Source organism: Roseococcus sp. (genome assembly GCF_965227005.1).
GTDB lineage: Bacteria > Pseudomonadota > Alphaproteobacteria > Acetobacterales > Acetobacteraceae > Roseococcus.
Map to the genome: position 1 here is coordinate 182,009 of NZ_CBDDFJ010000003.1, position 22,175 is coordinate 204,183.

At 70.0% G+C, this 22,175-nt stretch carries 31 protein-coding genes and 1 tRNA gene; 10 read left to right on the forward strand and 22 right to left on the reverse strand.

Annotated elements, in window-relative coordinates; genetic code table 11:
- The first annotated feature begins 41 nt into the window (after positions 1–41).
- The 3 genes from otnI to ACO057_RS01100 all read left to right on the forward strand — a co-directional run bounded on the left by otnI (position 42) and on the right by ACO057_RS01100 (position 2,278).
- Complete coding sequence (otnI, locus tag ACO057_RS01090) at positions 42–821, forward strand: 2-oxo-tetronate isomerase (protein WP_421988500.1); 780 nt, start codon at positions 42–44, stop codon at positions 819–821.
- On the forward strand, positions 763–1,719 hold the full coding sequence (locus ACO057_RS01095; protein ID WP_421988596.1) for a 2-hydroxy-3-oxopropionate reductase: 957 nt from the start codon (positions 763–765) through the stop codon (positions 1,717–1,719). Before otnI ends, ACO057_RS01095 begins: the two co-directional genes overlap by 59 nt.
- A gap of 106 nt (positions 1,720–1,825) precedes the next feature.
- A complete protein-coding gene (locus ACO057_RS01100; protein ID WP_421988501.1) occupies positions 1,826–2,278 on the forward strand; it encodes a cupin domain-containing protein in 453 nt (150 codons plus the stop codon).
- Positions 2,279–2,337: 59 nt separating this feature from the next.
- Here the strand turns inward: ACO057_RS01100 and ACO057_RS01105 are convergent, their stop codons facing one another.
- On the reverse strand, positions 2,338–3,300 hold the full coding sequence (locus tag ACO057_RS01105) for a Bug family tripartite tricarboxylate transporter substrate binding protein (RefSeq protein WP_421988502.1): 963 nt from the start codon (positions 3,298–3,300) through the stop codon (positions 2,338–2,340).
- A gap of 78 nt (positions 3,301–3,378) precedes the next feature.
- Complete coding sequence (locus ACO057_RS01110; RefSeq protein WP_421988503.1) at positions 3,379–4,236, reverse strand: NAD(P)-dependent oxidoreductase; 858 nt, start codon at positions 4,234–4,236, stop codon at positions 3,379–3,381.
- A 65-nt stretch (positions 4,237–4,301) separates the two neighbouring features.
- Between ACO057_RS01110 and ACO057_RS01115 the strand changes: the two genes are divergently transcribed.
- From ACO057_RS01115 to ACO057_RS01125, 3 genes are all read left to right on the forward strand, one after another.
- Entirely contained in the window at positions 4,302–4,967 is a 666-nt protein-coding gene (locus ACO057_RS01115; protein ID WP_421988504.1) for a DUF2848 domain-containing protein, read from the forward strand.
- Positions 4,968–5,058: 91 nt separating this feature from the next.
- Entirely contained in the window at positions 5,059–6,141 is a 1,083-nt protein-coding gene (locus ACO057_RS01120; protein ID WP_421988505.1) for an esterase, read from the forward strand.
- A 67-nt stretch (positions 6,142–6,208) separates the two neighbouring features.
- On the forward strand, positions 6,209–7,240 hold the full coding sequence (locus ACO057_RS01125; RefSeq protein WP_421988506.1) for an LLM class flavin-dependent oxidoreductase: 1,032 nt from the start codon (positions 6,209–6,211) through the stop codon (positions 7,238–7,240).
- Between the two features lie 2 nt (positions 7,241–7,242).
- Here ACO057_RS01125 and trpA read toward each other — a convergent pair whose 3' ends face one another.
- From trpA to sppA, 7 genes are all read right to left on the reverse strand, one after another.
- Entirely contained in the window at positions 7,243–8,064 is an 822-nt protein-coding gene (gene trpA / locus ACO057_RS01130; RefSeq protein ID WP_421988507.1) for a tryptophan synthase subunit alpha, read from the reverse strand.
- Positions 8,061–9,344, reverse strand: coding sequence for a tryptophan synthase subunit beta (gene trpB / locus ACO057_RS01135; RefSeq protein ID WP_421988508.1), 1,284 nt, complete (start codon positions 9,342–9,344; stop codon positions 8,061–8,063). The genes trpA and trpB overlap by 4 nt, the downstream gene beginning before the upstream one ends.
- A 49-nt stretch (positions 9,345–9,393) precedes the next feature.
- Complete coding sequence (locus ACO057_RS01140) at positions 9,394–10,038, reverse strand: phosphoribosylanthranilate isomerase (RefSeq protein ID WP_421988509.1); 645 nt, start codon at positions 10,036–10,038, stop codon at positions 9,394–9,396.
- Entirely contained in the window at positions 10,035–10,748 is a 714-nt protein-coding gene (gene pyrF / locus ACO057_RS01145; RefSeq protein WP_421988510.1) for an orotidine-5'-phosphate decarboxylase, read from the reverse strand. The genes ACO057_RS01140 and pyrF overlap by 4 nt, the downstream gene beginning before the upstream one ends.
- A gap of 11 nt (positions 10,749–10,759) precedes the next feature.
- Entirely contained in the window at positions 10,760–11,044 is a 285-nt protein-coding gene (locus tag ACO057_RS01150) for a lipopolysaccharide assembly protein LapA domain-containing protein (protein WP_421988511.1), read from the reverse strand.
- Positions 11,045–11,062: 18 nt separating this feature from the next.
- A complete protein-coding gene (ihfB, locus tag ACO057_RS01155) occupies positions 11,063–11,365 on the reverse strand; it encodes an integration host factor subunit beta (protein ID WP_421988512.1) in 303 nt (100 codons plus the stop codon).
- Between the two features lie 70 nt (positions 11,366–11,435).
- Positions 11,436–12,347: a signal peptide peptidase SppA gene (gene sppA, locus ACO057_RS01160; RefSeq protein WP_421988513.1), complete on the reverse strand. Its 912-nt coding sequence runs from the start codon at positions 12,345–12,347 to the stop codon at positions 11,436–11,438.
- Between the two features lie 150 nt (positions 12,348–12,497).
- On the opposite strand from sppA, the gene ACO057_RS01165 reads away from it, so the two are divergent.
- A tRNA-Thr gene (locus ACO057_RS01165) sits at positions 12,498–12,572 on the forward strand.
- A gap of 110 nt (positions 12,573–12,682) precedes the next feature.
- On the opposite strand, the gene ACO057_RS01170 is transcribed toward ACO057_RS01165, so the two are convergent.
- The 13 genes from ACO057_RS01170 to ACO057_RS01230 form a co-directional block, all read right to left on the reverse strand.
- A complete protein-coding gene (locus ACO057_RS01170; RefSeq protein ID WP_421988514.1) occupies positions 12,683–13,903 on the reverse strand; it encodes a hypothetical protein in 1,221 nt (406 codons plus the stop codon).
- A gap of 26 nt (positions 13,904–13,929) precedes the next feature.
- Positions 13,930–14,196 (reverse strand): hypothetical protein, encoded by a 267-nt coding sequence (locus tag ACO057_RS01175; RefSeq protein ID WP_421988515.1) that lies wholly within the window; start codon positions 14,194–14,196, stop codon positions 13,930–13,932.
- Between the two features lie 174 nt (positions 14,197–14,370).
- Positions 14,371–14,751, reverse strand: coding sequence for a hypothetical protein (locus ACO057_RS01180; RefSeq protein WP_421988516.1), 381 nt, complete (start codon positions 14,749–14,751; stop codon positions 14,371–14,373).
- A 121-nt stretch (positions 14,752–14,872) separates the two neighbouring features.
- Positions 14,873–15,019 (reverse strand): hypothetical protein, encoded by a 147-nt coding sequence (locus ACO057_RS01185; RefSeq protein WP_421988517.1) that lies wholly within the window; start codon positions 15,017–15,019, stop codon positions 14,873–14,875.
- Positions 15,016–15,207, reverse strand: coding sequence for a hypothetical protein (locus ACO057_RS01190; protein WP_421988518.1), 192 nt, complete (start codon positions 15,205–15,207; stop codon positions 15,016–15,018). The genes ACO057_RS01185 and ACO057_RS01190 overlap by 4 nt, the downstream gene beginning before the upstream one ends.
- Entirely contained in the window at positions 15,204–16,268 is a 1,065-nt protein-coding gene (locus tag ACO057_RS01195; RefSeq protein ID WP_421988519.1) for a phage Gp37/Gp68 family protein, read from the reverse strand. The genes ACO057_RS01190 and ACO057_RS01195 overlap by 4 nt, the downstream gene beginning before the upstream one ends.
- Complete coding sequence (locus ACO057_RS01200) at positions 16,258–16,461, reverse strand: TraR/DksA C4-type zinc finger protein (RefSeq protein WP_421988520.1); 204 nt, start codon at positions 16,459–16,461, stop codon at positions 16,258–16,260. The genes ACO057_RS01195 and ACO057_RS01200 overlap by 11 nt, the downstream gene beginning before the upstream one ends.
- On the reverse strand, positions 16,461–17,144 hold the full coding sequence (locus ACO057_RS01205) for a hypothetical protein (RefSeq protein ID WP_421988521.1): 684 nt from the start codon (positions 17,142–17,144) through the stop codon (positions 16,461–16,463). Before ACO057_RS01205 ends, ACO057_RS01200 begins: the two co-directional genes overlap by 1 nt.
- The gene (locus tag ACO057_RS01210) at positions 17,141–17,659 is read right to left on the reverse strand and encodes a hypothetical protein (protein WP_421988522.1); all 519 of its coding nucleotides are present in this window, start codon (positions 17,657–17,659) and stop codon (positions 17,141–17,143) included. The genes ACO057_RS01205 and ACO057_RS01210 overlap by 4 nt, the downstream gene beginning before the upstream one ends.
- Positions 17,656–17,778, reverse strand: coding sequence for a hypothetical protein (locus ACO057_RS01215; RefSeq protein WP_421988523.1), 123 nt, complete (start codon positions 17,776–17,778; stop codon positions 17,656–17,658). Before ACO057_RS01215 ends, ACO057_RS01210 begins: the two co-directional genes overlap by 4 nt.
- The gene (locus ACO057_RS01220) at positions 17,778–17,900 is read right to left on the reverse strand and encodes a hypothetical protein (RefSeq protein WP_421988524.1); all 123 of its coding nucleotides are present in this window, start codon (positions 17,898–17,900) and stop codon (positions 17,778–17,780) included. Before ACO057_RS01220 ends, ACO057_RS01215 begins: the two co-directional genes overlap by 1 nt.
- Complete coding sequence (locus ACO057_RS01225) at positions 17,900–18,124, reverse strand: hypothetical protein (RefSeq protein ID WP_421988525.1); 225 nt, start codon at positions 18,122–18,124, stop codon at positions 17,900–17,902. Before ACO057_RS01225 ends, ACO057_RS01220 begins: the two co-directional genes overlap by 1 nt.
- A complete protein-coding gene (locus ACO057_RS01230) occupies positions 18,124–18,522 on the reverse strand; it encodes a hypothetical protein (protein ID WP_421988526.1) in 399 nt (132 codons plus the stop codon). The genes ACO057_RS01225 and ACO057_RS01230 overlap by 1 nt, the downstream gene beginning before the upstream one ends.
- Here ACO057_RS01230 and ACO057_RS01235 point away from each other — a divergent pair.
- From ACO057_RS01235 to ACO057_RS01245, 3 genes are read left to right on the forward strand one after another with little or no spacing between them, the layout of a single operon-like run.
- Positions 18,515–19,696: a hypothetical protein gene (locus ACO057_RS01235; RefSeq protein ID WP_421988527.1), complete on the forward strand. Its 1,182-nt coding sequence runs from the start codon at positions 18,515–18,517 to the stop codon at positions 19,694–19,696. The genes ACO057_RS01230 and ACO057_RS01235 overlap by 8 nt on opposite strands.
- Entirely contained in the window at positions 19,693–21,351 is a 1,659-nt protein-coding gene (locus tag ACO057_RS01240; RefSeq protein WP_421988528.1) for a hypothetical protein, read from the forward strand. The genes ACO057_RS01235 and ACO057_RS01240 overlap by 4 nt, the downstream gene beginning before the upstream one ends.
- A complete protein-coding gene (locus ACO057_RS01245) occupies positions 21,351–22,172 on the forward strand; it encodes a hypothetical protein (protein ID WP_421988529.1) in 822 nt (273 codons plus the stop codon). The genes ACO057_RS01240 and ACO057_RS01245 overlap by 1 nt, the downstream gene beginning before the upstream one ends.
- The last annotated feature ends 3 nt before the right edge of the window (positions 22,173–22,175 follow it).

Here is a 22,175-nt window from a genome sequence, read left to right on the forward strand (position 1 = left end):
CAACAGCCGGAGGGCACTCCCGGCGTTTGAGGGCGGGAAACATGCCAAAATTCGCGGCGAACATCTCGATGATGTTCAACGAACTGCCCTTCCTCGACCGCTTCGCCGCCGCCCGCGCGGCGGGCTTCGAGGCGGTGGAGTTCCTTTTTCCCTATGAGCATCCCGCCGAGGAAATCGCGAAGCGCCTCGAGGGCAACGGCCTGCAGAACGTGCTGTTCAACGCCCCGCCGGGCGACTGGAACAACGGCGAGCGCGGCATGGCCTCCCTGCCCGATCGCCGTGCCGAATTCCGCGAGAGCATCAAGCGCGCGCTCGACTACAGCGCCGCGCTGAAATGCCCGCGGCTGCATGTGATGGCGGGGCTGACGCCGGCCGGCGTGCCGCGCGACACGCTGCTCGCCACCTATGCCGCCAACCTCGATTTCGCCGCCGAGGAATGCGCCAGGCTCGGCGTGAAGCCGGTGATCGAGCCGATCAACCATCGCGACATTCCGGGCTTCTTCCTCAACACCACGAGCGAGGCCACGCGCATCATCGACGCGATCGGTCCTGAGCGGCTCGGCCTGCAATTCGACCTCTATCACTGCCAGATCACCGAGGGCGACGTGTCGCGCAAGGCGGCCGAGCTGCTGCCCTATATCGCGCATATGCAGGTCGCCGACACGCCGGGCCGCCACGAGCCCGGCACCGGCGAGGTGAATTGGCCCTTCGTCTTCGACGCCATCGACGCGAGCGGCTATCGCGGCTGGATCGGCTGCGAGTATCGCCCCAAGGGCGAGACGCTCGCGGGGCTGGGCTGGTTCGCGAAGTACCGCGCGTAAATCTTCTAAGGAAACACAGCACATGAAAATCGGATTCGTCGGCCTCGGCATCATGGGCCTGCCCATGGCCCAGAACCTCGCCAAGGGCGGGCATGAGATCATCGTCCCCGAGCGCAAGTCGCTCTCCGCCGAGAGCCGCGCCGCCTTCCAGGTCGCGGCCGATGCCACCGCCGTCGCCCAGGCCGCCGAGATCATCATCCTGATGGTGCCCGACACCCCCGACGTGGAGCGCGCGCTCTTCGGCGCCGGCGGCGTCGCGGCCGGCCTGTCCAAGGGCAAGCTCGTCATCGACATGAGCTCGATCAGCCCGACGGCCACCAAGGACTTCGCGGCTAAGATCAACGCGCTCGGCTGCGACTATATCGACGCCCCCGTCTCGGGCGGCGAGGTCGGCGCGAAGAACGCCGCGCTGACCATCATGATCGGCGCGCCCCAGGCCGCCTTCGACCGCGCGCTGCCGCTCTTCCAGCTGATGGGCAAGAACATCACGCTCGTCGGCGAGAACGGCGCGGGGCAGGTCACCAAGGTCGCGAACCAGATCATCGTGGCGCTGAACATCGAGGCCGTGTCCGAGGCCCTGGTCTTCGCCAGCAAGGCCGGCGCCGATCCGGCCAAGGTGCGGGCCGCGCTGATGGGCGGCTTCGCCAATTCGCGCATCCTTGAAGTGCATGCCGAGCGGATGATCAACCGCACCTTCAACCCCGGCTTCCGCATCGAGCTGCACCAGAAGGACCTGAACCTGGCCCTGCAATCGGCCAAGGAGCTGGGCGTGGCGCTGCCCAACACGGCCTCGACGCAGCAGCTCTTCTCCGCCTGCGCGGCGATGGGCGGTGGCGGCTGGGACCATTCGGGCCTGGTGCAGGCGCTGGAGAAGATGGCCGACCACAAGATCGGCTGACCCAACCTCGCGTCCTGTCGGTGAATTTCATAATTCACCGACAGGCGGTTGGCATCTCACCTGTCGGGCGCTATATGGCCCCAATCATACGATTGGAGGACGTGATATGCCCGATAGCCTCACCCCGTCCGTCGCCGTCGATTGGCGCGAGCACGGCATCAAGCGGGTCCGCTCCGAGGAGCGCAGCGCCGATACCCCCGAGACCGCCGGCATGGGCCGCCTCGTCGCGATCAATGGCGCGCGCACCGGCTCGACGCATCTCTGGGCCGGCACGAATCTCATCAAGGCCGGCGCCAAGACGGGCCCGCACCACCATGGCGAGCTGGAGAGCATCATCTACATCGTCCGTGGCCACGCGCTCATGCGCTGGGGCAACCGGCTCGAATTCATCACCAAGGCCGGCCCCGGCGATTTCTTCCTGGTGCCGCCCTATGTGCCGCACCAGGAACTGAACGCCTCCGACACCGAGGAGCTGCACTGCGTGCTCGTGCGCAGCGGCACCGACGAGGTGGTCGTGAACATCAAGGTGGATGCGGTCGCCGAGCCCGAATGGGTCTGACGCCTTAACCACAATCTAAAATGGTGGAACCGTAATCGCACGGTTCCACCATTTTTTTGTCAGCTGGGCTCCAGCCCGATATCGCGGGCCAGCTGCGACAGCACCGTGATCTGCGACTGCAGGAAATCGCGCCACTGCTCCGGCGGCATGGAGCGCGGCGCATAGCCCAACCGCCCCAGCTTCTCGCGCGTGTCCGGCTGCGCCAGGACCTTGGCCAGCGCCTCGTTGAAGCGCGCGACTACGGGCGCCGGCGTGCCCAGCGGCGCGGCGAGGCCGAACCACACGATCAGCTCATAGCCCGGCACCGCGTTCGCGATCGGGGGGATCTCCGCCGCCAGCGGGAAGACGGTTTTGGACGTCACGCCCAGCGCGCGCACGCGGCCTTCGCGCACCTGCGCCAGGCCCGACGCGAAATCGGTCAGCGTGCTGTCGATGCGACCCGCCAGCACTTCGGTCAGCGCCTCCGGTCCGCCGCGCGAGGGCACGGCCAGCATGCGCGTTCCGGTCATGCGGCAGAGCATCTCGCTGCCGATCAGCGCGGAGAAGTTGCCGTGGCTGAAGGTCAACCCGCCCGGCCGTTGCTTCGCGAGTTCCACCAGATCCGCGACGCTGTGCGCCGGCGAACTGGCCGGCACCACCAGCAGATAGGGCGCCTCGGCCAGGAAGCCGGTATGGGCGAAATCCTTAATCGGATCATAGGGCAGGTTGCGGACGAGATAGGTGTTCAGCGCGCCGTTGGTGACGCTGAGGATGGCCTGGTTGTAGCCATCGGGCGCCGCGTTCTTCACCGCCATAGTGCCGACCACGCCATTGCCGCCGGGGCGGTTGTCGATGATCACCGTCTGGCCGAGCTCACGCGTGAGCGGCTCCAGCAGGTTGCGCATCAGGCTGTCGGTCACGCTGCCCGCGGGGAAGCCGATGGTGATGCGGATGGTGCGCTCGGGCCAGTTGGCCTGCGCCTGCGCGGAGAGCGGTGCGATCAGGGCCGGCGCGGCCAGCAGGTGGCGGCGGTGAAGCGTCATGGAAGTCCCTCGTTGCTTTCTTGCGGCGAGGCTTGCCGGAGGAGCGGGCTTTGACAAGCCCGCCCCTGTTTGCGTCGTTCAGACCGTGACGGGGCGCGTCAACAGGAAGCGATGGATTTCCGTGTTGTCCACCTTGGGCCCGAATTCGCCCATCGCCTCCGTCCAGATCGAACGGCAGAGCTGGAGCATCTCGGCCGGCACGCCCGTCGCTTCCGAGATGCCGCCCGCCGTCTCCAGATCCTTGCGCATCAGCCCGAGCTGGAAGCCGCCGGCATAGCGCCCGGAGGTCATCTCCTGCGCGAGCTTCGTCTCGGACGCGATGTTGCGCCCCGAGCTCGCATTGAGCACCGTCGCGAGGATGCCGAGATCGAGCCCCTGCGCCTGCGCCATCTGCGCGGCCTCGCTGACCGCCAGCACGCCCGCCGCATAGACGTAGTTGTTCAGCGCCTTCATCGCATGCGCGCTGCCGATCTCGCCGGTGCGGATCAGCGCCTCGCCCACGGCCTTCAGCACCGGCTCGGCGCGGGTGAAGTCCGCCTCCTCGCCGCCCACCATGATGGCCAGCGTGCCGGTCTTCGCCTTGGCCACGCCGCCCGAGACCGGTGCGTCCAGCAGGGCGCAGCCCTTGGCCTTCAGCACCGCCGCCCAGCGGCGGCTCTCGCCCGGCTCGCTGCTGCCCATGTCCACGACCAGCGAGCCCGGCTGGAGCGCCGGCGCGAGCGTTTCCATCACGGCGGCCACGATCCGGCTGTCGGGCAGCATCAGCACGATGAGCTTGCTGCCCGCGGCCAAAGCGGCGGTGTCGCTGACGGCCGTGGCGCCGGGGATGGTCACGCCCGCCGCATCGAAGGTGGTCAGCGTCACGCCCTTGGCGACGAGATTGGTGGCCATGGGCTTGCCCATCATGCCAAGGCCGATGAATCCTACGTGTTCCACGTTCGCACTCCCGATTTTCTGACTGCATGTTCCGCCGAGCCCCGCCCCCTGTCCAGGACACCCCCATGCGCGAGTTCGCCTTCTCCACCCCCGCCGGCACGCTCACGGCCGCCATCACAGAGCTCGTCATCGCCGGCTGGACGGGGCGCGACCCGCACAAGGTGCAGGAGCATATCGAGGAGCTGGCCGAGCTCGGCGTCGCGCCGCCGGACACCGTGCCCTGCTTCTACCGCGCCGGCATCGAGACGCTGACCCAGTCGCCCTTCGTGGACGTGCTGGGCGGCGACAGCAGCGGCGAGGGCGAGTGGTTCGTGCTGGAGACGGCCCAGGGCCGCTTCATCGGCTGCGGCTCCGACCACACGGACCGCAAGGTCGAGGCCTATTCCATCCCCGTCTCCAAGCAGATGTGCCCCAAGCCCATCGGCGGCCATCTCTGGGCCTGGGAGGAGGTGCGCCCGCATTGGGACCAGCTCGAGATCCGGACCGAGATCCTCGAGAACGGCACATGGGTCGCCTATCAGAACGGCTCCGTCGCCGCGATGCGCCATCCGGACGACCTGATCGAGCGCGCCCGCGACCTCGATGTGCCGACCGGCCCGGGCGTGCTCATGTTCGGCGGCACCCTGCCGGTCCAGGGCGGCATCCGCCCCGCCGCGCAGTTCCGCGTGACGCTGCACGACCCCGTGCGCGGCCGCTCGCTCGGGCATTCCTACGCCGCGCGCTCCGTCTGACGGGACGCCTACCCCTTGCCCTATGGCGAGGCTAGGATTCCCGCAAAAGCGCGCCGGATCGACGGCGCGCCGACTTCGGGAGAAGTGTGACATGCCAAGTAAGCCCCCCGGCCTCGCCTCGCGCCGCGGCGCCATGCTGGGGACGGGCCTCCTGGCCACGACCCTGCCCGCCGCCGCCCAGACGCCGAACACGGCTGCGCCCGCGCCGCTCCAGGTCGCCTCCATCGGCAGCTTCCACGTCGGCGGCGGGGTCCGCACGCTGACCGGCCTGCCCGCCCGCGAGGTCCGCATGACCGCGACCGGGCCGCTGCGCCGCATCGAGGTGAATGGCGACTACATGGTCGGCCAGATGTATGTCCAATACGTGAAGCTGGCCGCGCCCAAGGCCCGCCATCCGCTGATGCTCTGGCATGGCGGCGGCCTGTCGGGCGCCTGCTGGGAGGACACGCCGGATGGCCGTCCGGGCTGGCAGTCCTTCTTCCTGCGGGCCGGTCACGACGTCTATGTCAGCGACGCCTTCGAGCGCGGCCGCGCCTCCTGGCCGCGCTTCCCCGAGATCCTGCCCGACGAGCCCGTCTTCCGCAGCCTCTCCGAAGCCTGGCGCACCTTCCGCTTCGGCCCGCCCAATGGCTTCGACCTCGATCCCGCCAAGCGCCGCCCCTACCCCGGTGCGCGCTTCCCGGTCGCCGCGCTGGAGAATCTGGGCCGCGGCGCGATCCCGCGCTGGGCGAGCTCGGACGCCTTCGTGCAGAGCGCCTATGGCGCCTATCTCGCGAGGATGACCGAGCCCTCGGTGATCGTGGTGCACAGCCAGGGCGTGGCCTTTGCCCTGCGCGCCGCGCTCGACGCACCCGGCAAGGTGGCGGCGGTCGTCGCCGTGGAGGGTTCCGGCGCGCCCGATCCGGCGACCGTCGATATGGCGCGCATGCGCAACATCCCCTTGCTCATGGTCTGGGGCGACTATCTCGACCAGGCGCCCTGGCCCGCCTATCGCGGCGCCGTCGACCGCTTCGCCGCCGCGCTCACGGCCGCAGGCGGTTCAGCCGAGCTGATGGAGCTGCCCGCGCGCGGCATCGCCGGCAACACGCATATGCTGATGCACGACGACAACTCGGACCAGGTCGCCGGGCTGATCCAGGGCTGGCTTGCCGCCAAGGGCCTGATGAAGGCCTGAGCGCCGGCGGCTTGCGACGGACGCCGGCAGGACCATTTCCAGGGGAAATCTCTCCCCTGGAGCCTGGATGACCACCTCTCTCGAATTCGGCCTCGACACCTTCGGCGACGTTACCTCCGGTCCCGACGGCGTTCTCATCTCCCATGCGCAGGTGATCCGCGACGTCGTCGCCGAAGGCCTGCTGGCGGACCAGCTCGGCGTCGACTTCTTCGGCGTGGGCGAGCATCACCGCGAGGACTTCGCCGTCTCCGCGCCCGAGGTCGTGCTGGCCGCCATCGCCGGCTGCACGCAGCGCATCAAGCTCGGCTCAGCGGTGACGGTGCTGAGTTCCGACGATCCGATCCGCGTGTACCAGCGCTTCGCGACGCTGGACGCGGCCTCCAACGGACGCGCGGAGGTGATCCTGGGGCGCGGCTCCTTCACCGAATCCTTCCCGCTCTTCGGCTATGCGCTGGACCAGTACGAGGTGCTGTTCGAGGAAAAGCTCGACCTCTTCGCGAAGCTGCTGCCGCAGGAGCCGGTGACCTGGAACGGCGTGACGCGGCCCGCGCTGAAGAACCAGCGCGTCTTCCCCACCGTGGAGCACCCGCCGCTCAAGGCCTGGATCGGCGTGGGCGGCAGCCCGCAATCGGTGATCCGCGCCGCGCGGCACGGCCTGCCGCTGATGCTGGCCATCATCGGCGGCGAGCCCAGGCGCTTCGCGCCCTTCGCGGATCTGTACCGCCAGGCCTGCGACAAGCTGGAGCAGGCGCCGCGGCCGATCGGCGTGCATTCCCCCGGCTATGTCGCCGAGACGGACGCCCAGGCCCGCGAGGAGCTCTGGCCGGACTACAAGCGCATGCGCGACCGCATCGGCGCCGAGCGTGGCTGGGGGCCGATGAACCGCGCGGAATTCGACGGCGAGGCGGACCAGGGCTCGCTCTATGTCGGATCGCCGGAGACGGTCGCGCAGAAGATCGCAGCGACCGTGAAGGCGCTGGGCGTGCAGCGCTTCCAGCTGAAATACAGCGCCGGCGCGCTGCCGCACGACAAGCTCCTGCGCAGCATCGAGCTCTATGCGACGCGGGTGATCCCCCGGGTGCGCGAGTTGCTGGCCTGAGTTCAGGCCGTGGCGCGCACCGCTTCGGCCAAGCCGCGCACCTGGTCGAGCACCAGGCGCACGGTGTCGGGCTTCGCGCGCCCCTGCTCGTCCAGCGAGCGGGCAAGCGTATCGACCAGCGCGCTGCCGACCACCGCGCCGTCGGCGATGCGCGAGGCCTCGCCGGCCTGCTCCGGCGTGCGGATTCCGAAGCCGATGGCGATCGGTAAATCGGTGTGGGCGCGGACGCGCGGGATGGCCTTGCGCAGCGCGTCCGGATCGGCGCTGCGCGTGCCCGTGATGCCGGTGAGCGCCACGTAATAGACGAAGCCCGAGGATGCCTTCAGCACCAGCGGCAGGCGCGCGTCATCCGTCGTCGGGGCGACGAGGCGGATGATGTCGATCCCCGCGGCCAGGGCGGCCGGCGCGAGAACCTCCGCCTCCTCGGGCGGCATGTCGACGGCGATGAGGCCATCCACGCCGCTCGCCTGCGCATCGGTGACGAAGCGCTCGGCGCCATAGGAGAGGATGGGGTTCAGATAGCCCATCAGCACGATGGGGGTCGTCGTGTCCTCGGCGCGGAAGTCGCGCACCATGGCGAGCACGCCGGCCATGGTCGCGCCGGCCTTCAGCGCGCGCTGGCTGGCGAGCTGGATGATCGGGCCATCGGCCATGGGGTCGGTGAAGGGCACGCCGATCTCGATGAGGTCGGCCCCCGCGCCGGGCAGGCCGCGCAGGATGGCCATGCTCGTCGCCGGATCGGGGTCATAGGCTTCGAGGAAAGGAATGAGCGCGCCGCGCCCCTGCTTCTTCAGCTCGGCGAAGCGAGCGGCAATGCGGCTCATATCGTCACCCCCAGATGGTCGGCGACGGTGAAGATGTCCTTGTCCCCCCGGCCAGACATGCACAACACGATGATCTTGTCGGCCGGCAGCGTCGGCGCGAGGCGCAGCACATGGGCCAGCGCATGCGCGGGCTCGAGCGCGGGGATGATGCCCTCCAGCTGGGTGCAGAGCTGGAAGGCGTCCAGCGCCTCCTTGTCCGTCGCGTTCATGTATTTCACGCGGCCGATCTCATGCAGCCAGGAATGCTCGGGGCCGACGCCGGGATAGTCGAGGCCCGCGCTGATGGAATGGCCCTCCAGGATCTGCCCGTGCTCGTCCTGCAGCAGATAGGTGCGGTTGCCGTGCAGCACGCCGGGGCGCCCGCCGGTAAGACTCGCGGCATGCTCGGGCGTGTCGACGCCATGGCCGCCCGCTTCCACGCCGTGGATCTCGACCGAGGGGTCGTCCAGGAAGGGATAGAACAGGCCCAGCGCATTGGAGCCGCCGCCGATCGCGGCCGCCAGATAATCGGGCAGCCGGCCCTCGCCCTCGAACTCGGGGAGCTGCCAGCGCACCTCGTCGCCGATGACCGACTGGAAGTCGCGCACCATGACCGGATAGGGGTGCGGGCCCGCGACGGTGCCGATGCAATAATAGGTGTCGTCGACGTTCGAGACCCAGTGGCGCAGGGCCTCGTTCATCGCGTCCTTCAGCGTGGCCGCGCCCGAGGTCACAGGCACGACTTCCGCGCCGAGAAGCTTCATGCGGAAGACGTTGGGCTTCTGCCGCTCGACGTCGGTCGCGCCCATGAAGACCGTGCAGGGCAGGCCGAAGAGCGCGCAGGCCGTCGCCGTCGCGACGCCGTGCTGGCCCGCGCCGGTCTCGGCGATGACGCGCTTCTTGCCCATGCGCCGCGCCAGCAGGATCTGGCCGAGCACGGCGTTGATCTTATGCGCGCCGGTGTGGTTCAGGTCCTCGCGCTTGAAATAGACCTTCGCGCCGTGGCCCGGCTTTTCCGCCAGGGCCGCGCAATGCTGCGTGATGCGTTCGGCGAACCAGAGCGGGCTGGGGCGGCCCACATAGTCCTTCAGGAGCTGCCGCCATTCCTTGTCGAAGCCAGGATCCTTGCGCGCGGCCGTATAGGCGGCCTCGACCTCGAGGATGAGGGGCATGAGGGTCTCGGCGACATAGCGACCGCCGAAACCGCCGAACTTGCCGGCGGCATCGGGGCCGCCCTTGTAGGTGTTCGGCCGTGCGGGTGGCGTGAGGGGGTTGTTCACTGGTGATCCCGGCTCTGGCATTGGGGCGCGATAGATAGCCAATGGCGGGGGTTTCCCCAACCCCGGCGGGTCACATTTGGCGCACGGCCTGCACGAAGGCGCGGATCAGCCCGGCATCCTTGAGACCACGCGAGGCCTCCACGCCCGAGGAAACATCCACCCCCGGCGCGCCGGAGACGGCGATGGCCTCGGCCACGTTGGCGGGCGTGAGTCCCCCGGCCAGCAGCCAGGGAAGCGGGATGGCCTTCAGCCGCGCCAGCCGCCACTCGAAGGCCTCGGCGTTGCCGCCGGGGCGCGTGGCCTGCGGAGGCGGCTTGGCGTCGAGCAGCAGGCGGTCGGCCACGGTCGCGAAATCGTCGATCTGGGCGAGATCGGCCTCGGTCGCGATGCCGATCGCCTTCATCACGGGCCGGCCGAAGATCCGGCGGATCTCGGCCACGCGCCCGGGCGTCTCGCCGCCGTGAAGCTGGAGGATGTCGAGCGCGGTGGTCTTGAGCACCGCCTCGATCAGCTCGTCCTTGGGATCCACGAAGAGGCCGACGCGCTTGGGGCCGCCCTCCAGCGAGGCCGAGATCGCCCCGGCCTGGGCGGGCGACACCGCGCGGGGCGAGGCTGGGAAGAAGACGAAGCCCACCAGGTCGGCGCCCGCCTCGGCCGCGACGCGCAGCGCCTCGGGCGTGGAGATGCCGCAGATCTTGACCTCGGTCCGGCTCAATGCGGCAGGCTCGCGACGATGGCGCGCGCCGCGGCGGCCGGATCGGCCGCGCCCGTGATGGGACGGCCGACCACGATCCAGTCCGCGCCGTCGGACACGGCCTCGGCGGGGGTCGCGACACGCGCCTGGTCGCCGATCTCGCTGCCGGCCGGGCGGATGCCGGGGACGACGAGGCAGGGCCCCTGCCCCAGCGCGGCGCGGATCGGCGCGACCTCGCGCGGTGAGCAGACCAGCCCGTCGGCGCCGGCCTCGAAGGCCATGCGGGCGAGGCGGACCACCTGCTCCACCGGATCGGCCGCGACGCCGATGGCGCGCAGCGTCGCGGCATCGATGCTGGTGAGGACGGTGACGGCCAGCAGCAGGGGGCGCGCGGCCCCGGCGGCCTCGGCGGCCTTGCGCGCGGCGGCGATCATGGCTGGGCCGCCGGCCGCGTGGATGGTGATCATGGACGCGCCCAGCGGCGCCAGCGTGCCGATGGCGCCGGCGACGGTGTTGGGGATGTCGTGCAGTTTCACGTCCAGGAAGACCGGCGCCAGCGGGCGCAGCCGCGCGAGGGCCGGCGGGCCGGCGGCGCAGAACAGCTCCAGCCCGAGCTTGAGCAGCCCGGCCTCGGCGGCGATCGGGCCGGCGAGGGCTTCGGCGCGGGGAAGCGTCGGCGTGTCGATGGCGACGATCAGCCGGCCCTTGGGCGTTGTCGGACGCGGCAGCATGGAAAAGCCCTTCAGTTCGCCTTGGCGAGGGCCGCATCGCGCGCGGCCAGCTCGGCGTCAAGCCGCCGGGCCGTCCGGCGCAGGCGCCGGTTGCTCCATTTCTGGGGCAGATGGGAGAACCAGACCAGGATCGCCCCGGCCAGGAAGGCGATCAGGCAGGGGCCCAGCACGGCCTGCCAGAGCGCCAGTTCCAGCGTCCAGCCGCCCGGCCAGAGCGCGACCGAGACGGGGTGCCCATTGGCCAGGGCGAAAAGGCCGAGGGCCAGGGCGATCAGGACGGGCGGAATCAGCCTCATGCGTTCAGCCTCATGGGATCAATCGCTTTCGCCGGGATCCTGGCCGCCATTGACGCGGGCGCGCAGTTCCTTGCCCGGGCGGAAATGGGGCATGCCCTTGCCGGCCACGGCCACGGCCTCGCCGGTGCGGGGGTTGCGGCCCTGGCGCGGATCACGCTTGCGGGTCGTGAAGGCGCCGAAGCCACGCAGCTCCACCCGGTCGCCACGGGCCAAAGCGGCGCTCACCTCCTCGAAGATGGTGCCGACGACAAGCTCGATGTCGGGTTGCCGCAAATGCGGGTGCTGCGCCGCAAGGTGCGCGATGAGCTCGCTTTTCGTCATTCAGGTCCCCAGAGCGTCCCGTAACGATAGCAGTCGGAAGCTGAAGGATTTGCAAGCCCGGATGTGCGAATCATCGCGGAAGAATCGCACCGGGCCACCATCCCTCGGCGCGCAAGGCGGCGATGCCGCCCTGCCAGACCGTCGAGGAGGCCAGGGAAAGGACGCGCTCGGTGGCGCTGCGCGGATCGATCTCGCGCACCGGCAGGCTGGCCGCGACGCCATGGGTGGCCGCGAGCCAGCCGCGGGCCTCCGCCTCGCCGCCGATCGCGTCCACGAGGCCGGCGGCCAGCGCCTGGCGGCCGGTCATCACTCGCCCGTCGGCGAGCGGGCGCACCTGCTCCTCCGGCATGTGGCGGTTTTCCACGACCATGCCGAGGAACTGCCGGTACATGTCGTCCACCACGGCGGCCAGCGCGGCGCGGCCCTCCTCGGTGAGCGGACGGAAGGGGCTGGGCTGGTCCTTGAGGGGGCCGGAGGTCAGCGTCTCGGGGCGCAGGCCGATGCGGCCGAGCAGCTCCGAGACCTCGAAGGACTGGAGGATCACGCCGATCGAGCCGGTGAGCGTCGATTCGCGGGAGAAGATCCGCTCGGCCGGCAGGGCCACCATATAGCCCGCCGAGGCCGCCGTGCCGCCCAGGACGGCGACCACCGGCTTGCCCGCCTCGCGCAGGGCGCGCAGGGCGCGGTAGAGTCCCTCCCCGCCCGCGACGGTGCCGCCGGGGCTGTCGATCACGACCATGACCGCGCGAACCTGCGAATCGCGGCTGACGCGGGCGATCTCGCGCAGGAGCTTGGGGTCGTCGCTGATGGTGCCCGAGATGGGCAGCCGCGCGACGTGTTCCCCGCCCAGAGCGTCGGGCAGCTTGCCGCCCCAATAGAGGGCGCCGCCGAGCACGAGACCCAGGATCAGCGCGCCGCGCCAGAAGCCGAGCTGCCGTTTGAGGCGGCGACGGTCGAGAAGAAGGTCGGACTCCAGGGTCATGGGCCGGGGGCGTTCCGTAGATGAGTTGGACGCTGGACATAGGGCGCATGTGCCGGAATGCGAAGGCTTTTTGATGGGTGGGGGCAGGTTGCGCAGGGGGGCGGTTGCCAGAAGCCGAGTGGGGCGCTATTCACCGCGCCGCATGAGCAGGCCGACTTAGCTCAGGGGTAGAGCAACTGATTCGTAATCAGTAGGTCCGGGGTTCGATTCCCCGAGTCGGCACCACTGCCTTTTCAATGACTTCCAACTGATCTGTCAGTTGCTTGTGGTCCGAACTTCCAACTCACTTCCAACAAGCACTTCCAACTCGTCTAGAACAGGCCGGGAACGGAGCGTCACGCCTCCTCAGCCTCGGCCTTAATACGCTGCCGAAAAGCGCGCGCGGCCGCTTTTTCCGTTCGGACCAGGTAGTGCCGGTCGAGCACGGCGCGGACGCTCTTCGGCGTATGGCCGGTCACGCCGGCGATGCCGAGATCATCCACACCGGCCTCATGAAGCCGGGTGACGGCGGTATGTCGCAGTTCCATGAACCACAGGCTCGATATCTCCGGCATGCCGGGCATTTCGGGCAGGCCGCGCTGCGAATCGGCGGGTAGGCCCTGGGCCGCAGCCGAGCGGATCTCGGCGAACGTGTGGACAAAGGTATATGTCGCCCACGGCTTGCCGGTCCGCTCGTTGAGAAGCAGCCGCGTGAGGGACCGAACCCGACCGGGCCGCGACGACTCGGCCTCGAGCCTCTCGACCAGATGAGGAACGTGCTGGATCGGCAGGGCAATACGGCGCCGGCTCTTGCCCTGTCGGAGCACCAGCGCCCCCTGCTCCCTCGCCCAGGGCATCAGAGCGATGACATCCGCCTCACGCTGGCCGATCCACTCGTTGAGCATGACGGCCGTGCCGATGCTGTGCCAGCCGAGACGGTCGGCCACGGCGACGATGTGTGCCACCGCCGCCGGCGACCACAGTTGCGGGTCGCGCTGGCGCCTCACCTTGATCTTCGGATTGGCGGCCGGGTTGGTGCCGGGCTTGAGATAGCCTAGCCGTTCGCCGGACTGCAGCAGCAGGCGCAGCACGCGGATCGCCGCCGCGGCGCGGGCCGGCGTGCGGATGACGCGGCGGTCCTTCCCCTTCCCTTCCGCGCGCTCAAGGCAGGCTTTGTAGAAGGCCTGGACGGCGGGGCCGGTGATGGCGCGGGCCTGCACGTCGCCCGCCCATTTCTCGATAAGGTGGAGGTAAGTGCCGTATTCGGCCTGGGTGCGCTCCGCGAGGTCGTCCCACCAGGAGGAGGCCTTGTAGTCTCGGATCAGCGCGGAGATGGTGCCGGCGACCTCACGCTTGCTGCGCTCCAGCGCCGCCGGCGGGGCGTTGGGGCCGATGACGCCGCTGCGCCAGGCGTCCACCTCGTCGTTGAGTTCCCCGGCCTTAGTGGCGGCCGCCGCGGGATCGTCGGGCAAGCCCATGGGGCGCCAGCCGAAGCCGCGCAGCGCCGCCGATGGCTGCCAGTAATGCAGCGCTCGGCCCTTGTAATGCTTCGTGACGAGATGGCGGAGCTTTGCCACGTCGATCTCCCCTGCCCTGTTTCGGACTATCTCACGCCGGTCGCGGCTCTGCGAAGCAGGAGTTGCTCGGTCTCGCCCTCGGCAGAGGGGGCTGCGGGTAGCTGCGCGTCGCGCCATGCCTCGATGGCCCGGGGATCCCACCGGGTGCCGCAGCCGCGCACGGTGCGAGGGAAGCCGTGCTGCTCCTCGAGCTCGACGCGGTGGTGGTAGAACCAGGTCAGCGAACGGCCGAGCGCCTTCGCCACCAGCGGCGCGGTCAGCAGCTCGCGGGAGACAAAGTGGCCGTCAGGCATCGGTCGAGATCCGCGTCAGGATGCTCCCCGCCCCTCCGCAAACGCGGCAGGCCATGAGCGCGGCCTGTTTCCCCCGCGCGAATCTGCCGGTCCGGACCTTGCCTTCATCCCCGCTGAAGCGCAGAGGCGCCCGCCGCTGCGCCGGGCTGAGCCCGCGCGCGAGTTGGGAGAGGGTCACGATCCGACCTCCCCGCCGGCCGGGGCGCGGGCGCGGATGGCGTCATTAAGCCAAGCTTTCGTTTGCCTATCCGCTAAATCGTTGCTGCCTTGCCAGTAATGGAAGCCGTGGATGAGGCGGGTAATCGCCTCCCTCTCCCTCGCCGCGCCGCGTTCCTCGGCCGCCTTGAGCATCGCCGCCAGCGCGTCGGACGGCGGGGGCGTGAGGGCGCGGATGGCGTCACGGGCGCGGTAGTAATTCTGAGCGCCTCGCCCGAGCCCAAACGCCTCCTGCTCATCGATGCCGCGAGCGTTGCAGACCTTCGCCCCCGCCTCGATCCCCGCGCGCATCCCGACCTCGCCGGCCAGGGCAACGTCGGCGAGGAGGCGCATCAGCATCGCCGCCGTCCGCGTGTGGAACTCGACGAAGGCTGTGCCGCCAGGGCGCTGGGATGCGCTGACACTCTCCCAATTGCCCCATCGGGCATGCGCGGCATGCTGATCCGCCATCCGCTTCACATCATCCATCGGCGCGGCCTCCGGCGAGGGCGCTCGGGACCTGCGTTGCTCCGACAGCGTGCAGTGCGTGCGACGCGGTGCGCTTTGCGTCGGCAACCAGCGTCGCGCGCACCATCGGCGCCGAGAAGATGATCGGGCGGTCGGTCATGCCGGCAGCTCCCAGCCCGGCGTGAGCCGATCCAGCAACTTCACCAGCGCGTCCATCTCGGGCCAGGCGTCATAGGGCATGCCTGCACCGGCGCGCATGCTCGCAACGCCGACCTCGGATCGCGCTACCGCCACGGCGGTATCGAGCAATTCCTGAAGCTGCTTCAGCGGGAGGGCTGGCGTGCTCATGCCGGCACCTCGATGTGCTCACGGCCGTCGAGAAGGCGTCCGGCGGCCTTCTTGCCGATCTGGAAGACCATCATCGAGCCGGCGCCGAAGGCCTCAGGGTTCGAGAAGCGGTCTTTGTCGAAGTGCCTGCCGTCGGGCCGCATCTGGGCGGTCGGCACCTTGCAGGTGCGGCCGTAGCGTTCGTCGACGATGTCCTGATCCTCGCCCTCGCGCGCCTTGCGGTTGGAGCTGTAGAGGTGGTCGTGCCAGTCGTCGCCCCCCTCGCAGATCGGCTTCCAATCCCCCCACTGCTTGAAGAAGAAGGGCGCGCCGGCCGCCGCGCACTGGTCACGCAGGCTGCGGGCCCAGTCGGGGTGCATCGGGCGCGCGCCGGGGCCGCTCTCGCCGCCGCAGATGACCCAGTCGATGCGAGCGCTCGGCGCCGACCATTCAGGGTCGCGCGAGGTGCCGCGCAGGGAGTCGACCACCTGGATGCCGTTCGGCCCTTGGACCTTCCTCAGATCCACCGCCCCCAGCAGCGGCTCGCAGGACAGGAAGCGCTTCGCCGCCGGCACGGCCAACAGTTGCGGGATGCGGCGGTCGGCCTCGGCCTGATTCTCCACCGTCGTGCCGAGCCAGACGTTGCGCCACGGCCAGGGCTCGGGCCAGGGTCGGTAGTCGGGATTGGGTGCGCTCGCCACTGGGAGCATCTTCGCGATCAGCTGCGGGCGCTTCGTCAAAAGCAGCCAGTCGAGATGCGGCGTCGCGGCGATGAGGTTCCACAGATCGGCGCGCCAGCTCTCCGGCACCTGGTTGTCGAACACGTCGGCCATGCTGGCGCAGAACACGCGCGGACGCGTCCCGGCCTTGCAGGCCTCGCTGTTCCATTTCAGCGGCTGGCGCCAGTAGGACTCACTGGTACGCTTACGCTCGGCATGCGCCCCCCAGGCGCCGAAGGTCGACGTGTTGCGCTTCGCCTGGGCCTCCGCATAGCAGTGGTCGCATCCTGGTGAGACGCGCTGGCAGCCGGTCCACGGATTGAAGGTGTGGTCGGCCCATTCGATTTTGGTGTCAGCGCCCACGGGCTTTCTCCATCGATTCACGGCAGGGGGTGCAATGGCGGGCGGTCGGCATGGCCTTGCGCCGGGCGGCCGGGATCGGCTGGCCGCAGTCGTCGCAGGTGGCGGAGCCATGGCCGCGCGGGCGCGCCGCCTCGATCGCGACGGCCGTCTGGGCCTCGGTGAGCGCGGTCGCGCGGTCCATCTCGTCGGGCATCAGGCGGCGGCCTTCTGCTCGTCGCGCACGGCTTGCGCGAAGGCTTGGGCCTCTTCGAGGTTCCACCCGAACTCCTCGACGAGATCCTTCGCTCCCTTGCCGCCGAGGACCATCTGCCGCGCTTCGGGCTTGTCCTCCTCCGGAATGGTGGAGCGCCTGGTGGCGGCGGCGGGCGGTGCGACGACGCCGGCGCTGCGCTTCACCAGCCCTTTGCGCAGCCGGGTGTTGAACTTCGTCCGCATCGCATTGGTGCTGGCGCAGGGCGGGCCCGGTCGAGCGTTGATGCGGGTGAGCAGATCATTCGATTCCGCGATCAGGCATTCCGCGTCGAGCAGCGCCAGGCGCTCTTTGGTCCAAACCGATGGCGCCTTGCCGCGGTTGTTGGCCGTCTTCACGATGTGCGCGGCGACGCGTTGGGCCGCCTTCTCCTGGCGGGCGCCGTCCTGCGGGGCTTCGGCGATCTCTTGCGCGATCTCCTCCGCCAGGGCCTGCTGCGCGTCATCCTCGGCACGCTCCATGAGGCCCTCCACCAGGCCCTTGGCATCGCGCATCCGGATGAGGGCTTGGCCGCCGAACATGAGCCCGCTGGTGTTCACGATCTCGATGCAGAGATCGATGCCGATCAGGCAGCCCGGCATGTCCTCCACGCCAAGCTGGGTGAGAGGGTGGCGCTGGGCCTTCATGGCAGGATCCATTCGATGAGGGAGAGGGCGGTGATGACGCCGAGGGAGGCTGCGCTGGTCAGCTCTCGGCCGGACGGAAGGGGCCGGCGCGCCGGGCCGGAGCCGGGCGCGAGGTCGAGCAGGCTGCTCTGCACGGCGCGGCGCGTGACGCCGCGGAAGTGCGTGCAGGTCCGCTCATAGGTGCGGGCATAGGCGACGCGCGCGGCGTCGATCGTGGGGAAGAGGCGCTCCTCGCGCCGCCAGCGCGGCGTCAGCACGGGCGCGCCGTCGTCGCCGATGTTGAAGGCGCGCAGCTCGCGGAAGCCGTAGCGCTCGCGCGCGCCCTGGCCGAGCCGCACGGGCTGCACGCCGCGGGAGCAGATGAGGTAGCGCAGCTCGCCCAGGTCATCCTCGGCGGGTGGCGCGGCCGGGGCGGGGAAGACGCGGGCGGGCATGGGCGCCGAGATCCGCGCGCCGGGATGCGCCCAGAGCCGCAGCGTCAGGATGCCGCGGCGCAGGATCTCGGCGCCGATCATCGCGTGGCCGCCATCACGCAGCCGGCGAGGACTGCGGCATAGGTGAGCCAGACGATTGCCGAGATGGGGAGGTTGCAGCCGGGCAGCAGGTCGCTGTCGTCGCGCGGAGGGCGTGCCATCACAGCCATCCCATCGCGCTGGCGATGGCGATCGCCGCCAGGGCGGACATCACGAGCAGGAAGATCTCGGCGAGCCGCTCCGCGCGGGAGCTGGGCGGGGTGGGGATGTGGAGGCGGGCCATCAGGTGAGGCCCCGCCGCAGCAGGTTGCGGGCCTTGGCGTTCAGCCGTGCCGCAGCTTCCTCGGCAAACTGGCGGCTCGGGAAGACGCCTTCGACGGATTTGCCCGTCTGGCCGTTGCGGTTCTTCAAGACATTCTTGATGACTCGCGGCCCATCGACCTCCCAGACGGCGACGAACGCCGCCTCATTGAGATCCTGCTCTGTCATGCCGTGGGGGCGGGCCATCAGGCGATGGCCACGCGGGCGGCGAGGGCGCGGAGCGACGCGGCTACGACCGACATGGCGACGTTGACCGCCTTGCCCGAGTAGTCTTCGCAGGGCGCGACGCGCGGCGTGAGGCAGGCCCAGGGATTACCGTCCTCGTCCAGATCGCCTGCGCCCCAGGAGCAATCCTCCCGCTTCGTCATCAGCGCGGCGCCGACGTTTTCCGTGAAGGGGGGCAGCACAAGGCCCCAATCGCCGCCCGGTGGCCTCCACTCCTCTCCGTTGCGCTTTCTCCAGCCGATCGCGAATGCAATCTCCGCATCCAACTCCCGATCCGGCCCTGTCGCGGCCTCGACGCGCTCGGCCAAGCGGTACAGCGCGGGCAATGCCTCGCAGGCCGAGGCCGCGACGATGTCCATCGCGAACCTCGCGAGCGAGATCAGCGGCAAGCTCGGCGGGGCGAATATCGGCGGCGAGATCGCGGTCGGCGTCACATCCTCGCGCGGCGACGGGCCGGGCAACCTCTATCTCGATGTCTCCGGCCGCAAGGCGGAATTCAAGAACGACGAGGAGGGCAGCAAGCAGCTCGCCGAAAAGGCCGGCGAATACCTGCTGGAGCTGTTCAAGGATTACAACGGCGGCAACGGCGACTATCAGGGCATCCTGCGCGCGAGCGGCTCCATCGAGGCGCTCGGCCAGAACCTTGAGTATTACGAGGGCACCTACAAGGCCCTGACCGGCACGGCCGAGGCGACGAGCGAATTCGGCAAGCAGATCGCCGCGCTCAGCACGCAGTGGCAGACGGCCATCGACAAGGCGAACGAGCTCAGCCTCGCGACGGATGTGCTGAATTCCAAGCGCGACGAGGATATCGCCAAGGCCTATGCCGCCCGCGACCTGCAGGTGCGGGGCTTCGATCTCGGCCTCGATATCCGCTCGGCCCGCGCGACGGGCGCGAACGACACCGCTCTGATGCAGCAGGCGGCGCTGATGCAGTTTGACCTCGCGGCCGAGCAGCAGCTCGTCCAGGCCAAGGCCGCGCTGGAGGCACTGGGCAAGGATTCGGACGAGGTGGCCACCCGCATCGTCCGGAACGAACAGGTGTTGGCCGAGGAGCGCCTGAAGATCCAGCAGGACTATTCGGACCAGATCCTCGGCATCACCCGTAAGACCGCTGAATCCCAGAAGCAGGCCGCGCAGAGCGTGCTCGAATGGCTGAACGACCAGGCGCTGGGAACCAGCTCCAGCCTCTCGGCGACGGCCAAGCTGGCCGAGGCTGAGCGGCAGTACAACGCCGCTCTGGCCAGCGGCGACACCTCCTCGCTCACGAAATCGGCGGGCAGCCTGATCGAGCTGTCGCGGGACGTCTTCGGTGGGGCGACCGACGCCTTTGCCCAGCGGGAGGCGTTCGTGCGCTCGAGCGTGGCGAATGCGGGCCTGCGCGAGGCTCAGGGCAGCGGCAATGCGGACGTGGTGTCGGCGCTCTCGCAAATGGTGACGGTCCTCCAGCAGGAATTGCAGGCCCTGCGCGCCGAGTACCGTGCCGGCAATGACGAAGCGCGTGCTGCCGCGCTGAGCGGTCTCGCGAAATGACCGTCCTCGGTGAATATCCCGTCGGCGAGGTCGAGCCCGCCACCATGGCGGCGCTGGACCTCATTGCCCTCGGCCAGTCGTCCTTCAGCGACGCCGTGCTGCTGATCGAGATCTCCGCGACGGATGGCGCCCTCGTCTCGCTCGGCGGCGATCTCATTCTCGGTGAGGACCCGGTGGGCGAAATGCCGGGCGGAATCGTCGGCGGTGACGTCGCTCTCGACTATTCCGATCGCGACTGGACCTCCCGCCCGGGCGACACGCGGGCGAACGTCCATTTCGAGGGTCGGGTGCGGGATGTGTCCCTCGACCGCTCCATTCCGCTGTCGCCGGGCGCGGAGCGGCGGGTGGCCGCCACCGTCAGCGAGATCCCGATCGACAACACCGACGGCGCGCAGGACGGCATCGAGGGGCGCCTCGCGGTGGACGGCCGCCCGGTCACGGTCAGCCTGCTGGGCCACCGCAGCGCGGCCTATGCCGAGCGTGTGACGCTGCTGGCCGGCGTGGGCCGCGCCTGGCGCACCGATGCGCGGTTGCTGCGCCTGACGGCCGTGAGCCAGGCCTATCGGCTCGACGTGCCCATGCTCGGCCTCTACGGCGGCACGGGCGGCGCCGACGGCGGCGAGGACCTCAAGGGCAAGCCGATCCAGGAGGTCTGGGGTCTGTGCCGGGGCGCGGGCCTGCAGCTCGTCGACGCGGCGCGCGGCATCTATCTCGTCTCGGCGCGCCAGGTGGAGGCGATCCTCGCGGTCTATGTCCGGGGCGCCAGCGTGACGCCCGGCACCATGCGCGTGAGCTATGCGGTCCTGGCCGCGACCTCGGCCACGGGCGGCACCTGGGATTGGACGATCGCGCCGGGCGGCACCTTCATCCGCCTGGGCAGCAACCCCGACGGGACGGTGACGGCGGATGTGCAGGGCGATGCTGCCTCCGGCTACGTCGCCACCCTGGCCAGCATGATGCGCGTGATCCTCGGCCGATTTGGGGCGAGCGTCTCGGCCGCGACCTTCGACTCCATGGCGGCGGTCGCGCCCGGGGTGGCGGGCCTCGTGCTGGCCGAGCAGGCGAACGTCGCGGAGGTGCTGACGCGCCTCGCCTCGGCGGGCGCGATGTGGTGGGGCGATGCAGGCGACGGCCGGATCGCGCTGGGGCGCCTGGCCGCGCCGGACACCGATGGTGGCGTGCTGCTCGACCAGGAGGGGATTCTTGGCGAAGTGGAGCCGATGGCGCCGCCCGCCACCCTCTGGCGCGTCGTGGCGACCTATCGCCGCAACTGGACCCAGCTAAGCGGCACGGACCTGGTGCCGGTGCCGACGATCACGGCGGACCGCCGCGGCGAGCTCCAGGGCGCGTCCCGCCAGACGGCCGTCGCCGCGCCGCAGCGTACCACCCGCAACGCCCTGGCGGAGGAACTGACCATCGAGACGCTGTTCGACGAGGAGGCCGATGCGCAGGCGCTCGCCCAGAACCTGCTGGACCTCTACGCCCCCGGCCGTTCCTACCTGCGCGTTCCGACCGGCCTGTCCGGCCTCGGCCTGCAGCTCGGCCAGCAGGCGCGCGTCGTTTGGCCGCGCCACGGGCTCGCGACGGGGCGCAACGTGCGCGTCGTGGGGCAGTCCCTGCGAGGCCGCGGCGTCGACCTGCTGGTGCTCGGCTGATGGCGGCGCTGCTCTCCTGGGTGAACTGGCTCGACCGCGCGGGCGAGGGCGTGACGATCGCCGCCTCGTCCGAGGTCGCGACGCTGCGCGCGAGCCGGCTGGTGGAGCCGCAGCTGCGCCGGCGCTGGCGCACCATGCCCGGAGCCACCTCGCCCGTGCTGAATATCGACCTCGGCGCCGTCCGCACAATCGGCGTCCTTGCGCTGGTCCAGCCGGACGACGCCGGCGGCATCAGCCCGAACAATGAGGCTTTGGGCCTGATGGCGCCCTCCGACACGGTGCGCCATCGGCTCGACGCGGTTTCGCCGGGAGCCGGCGCGCTGCTGGACACCGCGGTGCTGCCCGGCGGCTGGGCGGCCGGCGCGCACGCCTATGTGCCGGCGGCGCCGATCGCCGCGCGGTACTGGCGCGCGGATCTCGCCGCCGCCTCGCTCGCGTCCGCGCCCGGCTATGTGGATCTCGGCCGAGCCTGGGCCGGGCCCGCCTGGAAGCCCGCGCGCGGCAATTTCAGCTACGGCTGGGGCCGCGTCTGGGAGGATGGCAGCACCGTCTCCAACAACCCGCGCAGTGGGCTGGATTTCGTGGATGTGGGCCCCAACCGCCGCGCGCTCACCTTTGCCTTCAATGTGCTGACGCAGGCCGATGCGGCGCAGCTGGACGAGCTCCAGCGCGTCGCCGGCATCCGCGGCCAGGTGCTTTTCCTCCCCTTCGAGGACCGTCGCATCGCGCCCGTGCTCGGCCGCCTCGTGCAGGTGCAGCCGATCACCCAACCGAATTTCGTGGCCTTCCAGGCCGCGTTCCAGATCCGCCAGAGCCTGTGAGGT